The organism is Streptomyces sp. NPDC051909, assembly GCF_040681095.1.
GTDB lineage: Bacteria > Actinomycetota > Actinomycetes > Streptomycetales > Streptomycetaceae > Streptomyces.
Window position 1 is genome coordinate 1 of record NZ_JBFAYA010000063.1, and the last position, 6,132, is coordinate 6,132.

Annotated in this window: 4 protein-coding genes and 3 pseudogenes; 3 read left to right on the forward strand and 4 right to left on the reverse strand. The window is 66.4% G+C overall.

Features of this window, described 5'->3' with window-relative positions:
• Nucleotides 1–112: 112 nt before the first annotated feature.
• The 3 genes and pseudogenes from AB0M18_RS36200 to AB0M18_RS36210 form a co-directional block, all read right to left on the reverse strand.
• A pseudogene (locus AB0M18_RS36200) lies at nt 113–875 on the reverse strand (transposase family protein).
• A gap of 1,480 nt (nt 876–2,355) precedes the next feature.
• Nucleotides 2,356–2,706 carry a VOC family protein gene (locus AB0M18_RS36205; protein ID WP_365765622.1) on the reverse strand — a complete coding sequence of 117 codons (351 nt, stop codon included), beginning with the start codon at nt 2,704–2,706 and terminating at the stop codon, nt 2,356–2,358.
• Complete coding sequence (locus tag AB0M18_RS36210; protein WP_365765624.1) at nt 2,703–3,026, reverse strand: metalloregulator ArsR/SmtB family transcription factor; 324 nt, start codon at nt 3,024–3,026, stop codon at nt 2,703–2,705. The genes AB0M18_RS36205 and AB0M18_RS36210 overlap by 4 nt, the downstream gene beginning before the upstream one ends.
• A gap of 953 nt (nt 3,027–3,979) precedes the next feature.
• Between AB0M18_RS36210 and AB0M18_RS36215 the strand changes: the two are divergent.
• From AB0M18_RS36215 to AB0M18_RS36225, 3 genes and pseudogenes are all read left to right on the forward strand, one after another.
• Nucleotides 3,980–4,174 (forward strand): annotated as a pseudogene (locus AB0M18_RS36215) (helix-turn-helix domain-containing protein); the annotation flags it as partial.
• Between the two features lie 125 nt (nt 4,175–4,299).
• Nucleotides 4,300–4,804 (forward strand): annotated as a pseudogene (locus AB0M18_RS36220) (transposase); the annotation flags it as partial.
• Nucleotides 4,805–4,842: 38 nt separating this feature from the next.
• Nucleotides 4,843–5,660, forward strand: a protein-coding gene (locus AB0M18_RS36225; protein ID WP_365765626.1) for an IS5 family transposase whose coding sequence is annotated in 2 segments (ribosomal slippage) — nt 4,843–5,185 and nt 5,185–5,660 — 819 coding nt in all. Because the reading frame shifts where the segments join, the coding sequence is not laid out codon by codon here.
• Between the two features lie 99 nt (nt 5,661–5,759).
• On the opposite strand, the gene AB0M18_RS36230 is transcribed toward AB0M18_RS36225, so the two are convergent.
• Complete coding sequence (locus AB0M18_RS36230) at nt 5,760–6,005, reverse strand: hypothetical protein (RefSeq protein WP_365765628.1); 246 nt, start codon at nt 6,003–6,005, stop codon at nt 5,760–5,762.
• Nucleotides 6,006–6,132 lie beyond the last annotated feature (127 nt).

Here is a 6,132-nt window from a genome sequence, read left to right on the forward strand (position 1 = left end):
AGCGACGCGCCGACCTCCACCAAGGCCTTCTCGAACTCGCCTGCGGCATCATCTGCCTCCGACGACTCCGAACGGCATTCTGAAACGATCAGTTAGTGACCCCTTTCCATCTTCACTCTGAGCTGGCCAGATGCAGGGTGAGGATTGCCTGAACGAGGCTCGTGATGCGGTTGGTTGAGCAGCGGAGCTTGCGGGTCAATACAGCTAGCCCTTGAGGGTGGCGACGGCCTGCTCGGCAAGGACACGGATCTTCGCGTGGGACTGGTTGACTGCCTGCTGTCCTGCGGAAAGGGTTTCCCAGCGGCCCCGGCACGGGACGCGGACCGTGCCTCCGGCGCCTGGGTATCCCTTGTCCGCCCGGCACTTGATGTCGACTTCCGCGAGTGCGTCGATGACGCGTGCTCACGGGCGGCCGGACGTCGTGGCCGGCACCGGGCAAAGCTGGTGAGGCCCATAGGAGGCGGCCTCTCGGATCGGCGATGACCTGCACGTTCGTGCTGTGCTTCTTGTGTTTTCCGGAGTGGAAGGGCCGGTCTGCGGCGATCCGGTCGATCGGCAACAGGGTCCCCTCCAGCAGCACGAACGCCTTCGACGACGCGGTTTGGACCGCCGCCGCAAGACTCTGAGAGAGGGCAGCCAGGACCTCGACGGCCTCGGTGATGTAGCGGTAGGCGGTGGTGGTACCGATGCCGAACCCGGCCGCGAGCTGGGCATATGGGTGACCGTGACGAAGGTGGGCGAGCACGAGCAGGGCCTGCCGGCCGACGTTCGGCACCGCCAGCGGGTACCGAGCTCCCGGCGTGCCGGCGGAGCTTTGCGGACAGGAAGGGCAGGGCAGAGCTGGACACGTTCAGCCCGGACGGGTAGACAAGCACACGAAGCCCCTGGTGGAGACGGATTCCTTGGTCGAAAACCCATCTACCAGGGGCTTCACCTGCCTGTCAGCCCAACTCCCAGCCCGACCAGCAGGTTGGAGAGGGCTCACTGTCACTTGGCTGATGTTGAATTGATCTTCGATCTGCCTATCGGGCGAGAGGTCTTGCCCCACGAGCCCTCCTCCCGCACGAGCGGCCCCGGGCCGGCCTCGTGCCCTACCTCTGCTGGGGTCGCCGGGATCTCCTTCACTGGGCTGGGTCTCGAGTGTTTCACCGTCCCGGTGGGCTCGACAGGGCCCGGGGTCGGGTGGCCGGCCATGTGCCCGCACCGGCAGCCGGGTTTTCGGGATGGTGACTTCTCGGAGCTGATTGGCTTGTGTTGGCTGCTCCCCGCGACCCGTGTTCGGAGCCGCGACCAGCCGCGCTGTTCCATCCTGCCGGTGGCACTGTATCGCCTCGGTGACCTTGGCATGCTCCTGACCAACCCCGATTGGGAGGCGGGTCCGGGCCACTGCCGAGGGCTGGCTCTCCGCGCTCGCGCGGCCCGCCAGGGCCTCCGACAGACGGAGATAGGGCACGACGTGATCGGTGTGGACATCGATCAGGGCACGACCGGCATCCTGAATGACGGGCGGCCGTGGTTTCGTGGGCCGCCTGGACGACCTGCTCGGCCGACATGTCGGTGGGCGTCTGTGGTTCACGACCGACTTCGCGGAGGCCTCTGCGTTCGGCAAGATCCACTTCATCGGGGTGTAAACCCCCGACGGGTCCGGGTGCGACCTGCCACAGGTGCCGCGGCGCTCGCCTCGCTGCTGACCGCGCGGCGCCCTGGGCCTGCAAGTCGACGGTGCTGTCGGAACAACGGCGGAGCCCGCGTGCAGAAGCTGGAGCCCACGGGCGAGTAGGTGATGGCTGCAGGCTGCGGCTGACCACGAAGCTGACACCGACCGGCTGTCTACCGCTTCGCCGACCCTCGCCCGGAGGGGCATCCCGTGGCGCCGCAAGCACCGACCCCTGGATGTGAAGGCTGCGGCAGATGCCTGGCTGCACAAGCGCGCGACACAGGCCGGTTCTGAGTTCGCCCGGCCGGGCGGAGTACCAATCGGCTGGATCGTGAACATCCGATTCCCGTGCCTTTCACTGCGAGTACACCTGGAGCAGGAAGGGGACCCAGTACGGGACGGCCCCTACCACACCCGCAGAAATCTCTCGTCTCCCCCGGGCAAGCGGTGAGGGTCCGTCAGCAAGCTGACGGACCCTCACACGTGAAATCGAGGCTAGCGGAGAATCGATGTGTGGAAGGCCATGGTGACATCGGCACCCTCAGGACTGCCACTGTCGGCCGTGACGTTGTCGGGCAGACCAGTGCTCGCCCATCGGCTGGGACGACGAGAGAGACGGACTCGGCGCCCCGGCTCGATTCCGATCTTCCTGGCAAGGGGAGTGCCGGAATTGCCGCCGCTCGCTGCAGCGGAGCTGCTCATGCCTGAATGAGAGTGAGCAGGTTGCCTACCGGATCCTTGACCTGGGCCTTCGTCACCCAGCCGTTGTCGGTTGGCGGCATGACAACAATACCTCCCAGTTCAGCAGCATTCTGGAGAGCCTGCTCGAGGTCAGGGACCACCACGCCGAGAGTGACGCCGGACTGTTCACTGCCGACGATCGCCCCGCGCAGTCCGCCAGACGTCTGCACCAGCGCAAACCCTGGCCCCTTGGGGTCAACCTGCCAGTCCAGCAGGTCGCCGTAAAAGCGGCGAAGGCCCTCGTCGTCAGGGCCACTGATGTCGAAATGCACCACCGCGTTCGCCGGGCGCGCCGTCTGCTCACTCATGACATGTCCCTCTCTTGATCTCTTCGTTGTCGTGGGCCTTGGACCACGGTCGGAAACACCTGTGCCAGGAGGTCGGCAAGCTGGTGCAGCCGTGGGGGGTAGGCCCGGTAGAGCCGATACGTGCGATCGACCCGCATCGTGACCAGACCGGTCTTCCGCAGCACCTTCAGGTGCTCCGACACGCTGGCTGGGGCCAGGCCGATCCGCTCGGCTAACTCTCCGGCACCGCGTTCACGCCCCCACACCTCGGAGAGGATTCGCCGCCGGTGCCTGCTGGCCATTGCGCGCAAGAGTTCGTCGAGATCGTCTGGCTCTACCACGACTAGCAGCTTACTTCGGAGTATTCCGAAACAGCAACCCTGCAACTTCCGCACCCCAGGCATCGATGGCCGCCGGTGATGAGAGCGGGCGGCAAGCGAGTCCAGGACCTCCTGCACGAACTGACGTGGCCGGCCGGTACGCGGCACTCAGGAGCACAGCCTGTCAAGGAACATACCTGGCCGACCTGGTACGGCTCGGCTTCACGATGGCGTACCTGCGCGAGCAGGCAGAGGCCATGAGCACCGGCACGTCATGCTCCCCCAGGAAGGCCTGCGCCAGGGTCCTTGCTCCACGCGTCTCTCTGCGTGGTGAGTCCTCACAAATGGGCCGTTCACCTGGGCAACGGTCTATGGGCCTAATCCCGGGGTAAGGGCAGTCTGGCGCGGCACCTCGTGCGGCGCTGGGGCGGGTGTGCTGCACTTGCCTTGTGGTCCGTCCGCGGGAAGGAAGTGGGCCGCGTGCACGTGCCGATCGGATGGCCGGACGGAGAGGATGGGCTGACCGCCCGCCCCATGTCCGTGGAAGACCGCACCACGGTGGGCGCGCTGGTCGACGCTGACTGGCTCCCGGCCGGTGAGAGCGCCCTGGCGCCCGGCGCGGGGGCTTTACGTCCCCGGCGCGCTGGAGGCAACCGGTACCGGGGACGGAGCGGTGGGGCGCCGGTCAGGCCCGGGGCGGGTACCCGGCCGCGCCCGCGTATGCCGCTTCACCCTGCCCGTGTTGCCAGGCGGTGGAGGTGCCCAGTGCGGTGGGGGTCTGTAAAGATTTCGGTGTAACTGGATTGCTTGGGTTCTAACGCTTGTCGCAACACTCCTTGATCACGATGGGTGTGTTGATGGCGAGGGTGGGTCGTAAGCGCAGGCTCAATATCGAGGCGGATTACTGGAGGCTGCTGCAGTCCGGGGTGGGCACGGTCGAGGCGTGCAAGCTGGTGGGGATCGGCAGGAAGACCGGCTATCGGTGGCGGTCGGAGAACGGCGGGCTGCCGCCGGAGCGGCTGTCCGAGAGCGTGCACTCCGGGCGCTACCTGTCGCTGTTGGAGCGAGAGCGCATCGCCACCCTGCGCAAACGCGGACTGGGTATACGCGAGATCGCCGAACGGCTGGAACGGTCGCCCTCGACCGTCAGCCGTGAACTGCGCCGCAACGTGCTCGAGCACGACAAGGATGCCTACGACGCCGACCTCGCCCACCATCGCTCCCGGCAGCGAGCCGAGCGGCCGCGCCGACCCAAACTGAAGCTCGATGCCGAGCTCCGTGGCGAGGTGCAGGCCGGCGCCGGAAGAACGAGTGGATCGCGCTGGGCGTGATGACCATCTGAGGCTGCTGGTCCTGTCCGCCTACGACCGCGTGATCGGCCTCGAACTGGACCGTCTGGTCGCTGACGGGTGCGCCGGCAAGAGCCCGGTCGACCGAGCCAAACAGGGCATGAAGCGCTCGCAGTTGACCGAGGCGCAGGGCATACCCCTGATCACCGAGCCCCGGCCAACGTCCGCGACCACACCCTGCTGCCCGCCACCCTCGACGCCTGCACCGACATGGCGGCAGTCCTCGGTCCGCTGCCCGACCACCCCCGGCTGGGTCTGGACGCCGGCTACGACTACCGCCCCGTCCACGACGACCTCAAGGACCGGAGCATCGACGCGCGGATCGCCCCGCGCGGAGTGCAGACACCCATCCGGACCGGCGGGCACTGGGCCGTGGAGCGGACGAGCGCCTGGATGAACAACTTCGGCCGGCTCCGCCGCTGCACCGAACGACGCGAACAACCCATTAAGACCGCGTCCTATGTGGTGAGGCGGCCGTTGGGCAGTTCATGGGGCGGGGTACGTGGAGCTGGATCGTTCCGGACGGGCTGTGGGAGATCGCGAAGCCGCTGATCCCACCGTTGAAGGTGCGGCCACAGGGCGGCGGAACGCAGGACACGCCTGATGAGACGCTGTTCGCCGCGATCATCTACGTGCTGGTCTCCGGCTGCGCCTGGCGAGCCATGCCACCGTGCTTCGGCATATCGAAGTCCACGGCCCACCGCCGGTTTCTGATCTGGTCGCGTGCCGGGGTGCGGGGCCGGCTGCACGAGGAGATCCTGCACCGTCTCGACGACGCCGGCCTGCTCGACCTGTCCCGAGCCGTCCTCGACTCCGCCCACGTCCGGGCGAAAAAGGGGGCGAACTCACCGGTCCGAGCCCCGTGGACCGGGGCAAGGCGGGTTCCAAGATGCACGTCCTGTCGGACGCGAACGGACTGCCCCTCCTCGTCGGCATATCGGCCGCCAACACCCACGACAGCCAGGCCCTGAAGCCCATGATCATGGGTCTCCAAACGAAACACGACCCCTACCGCGGCCGTCACTTCAAGCCCCAGCGGCTGCACGCCGACAAGGCGTACGACATACCTGAACTGCGGAAATGGCTGCGTGGTAAGTGCATCGGCGTCCGCATCGCCCGCAAGGGCATCGAGTCGTCAGAACGACTGGGGCGCCGCCGGTGGGTAATCGAACGGACCATGTCCAGGCTGACCGGCTACCACCGACTCAACCACCGATACGAATGCCACCCCCGCAACTACCTGGCCTTTCTGGGCCTCGCCGCAGCCATCTGCTGCTACAAGCGACTCGTCCGCCTCACCACATAGGACACGGTCTAAGTTCTTCACCGCCCTGGCATCGGACGATCCTGGACCCACTACCGCTGGGACATCCGACCCAGGACTCCTCGCATCCGATGACCCTCATCATTTATGAAGCCGCTGCAGCGTTTCGCCGGTATTGCCCAAGGAAGCAGCCGGGACACCCATCCGGCTGCCAAGGATCTCCAAGAGTCCCTGGACGGCACCGGTATTCCCGCCAGTAACAGCGGCAAGGGCCCGTTCGACTTCAATCAGTTCAGCTGTTTCCGTGAGTGCGCTGCTCAGTTCGGTGTGAAGAACTACGAGGCCACTCCGCGTCCAGCTGTCTCCTTCAAGCGAAACGTCAACCATGCGCTCACGTTACGCCTACTGGCGGACGCTCGTAGAACTCCTAACGGAATGAGGCGGGGACAACCTGCTTGTGCCCGTTGATCTGGTTCAGAGACCCTGAGCTCTGACAGATGTGATCGGGCAGGGC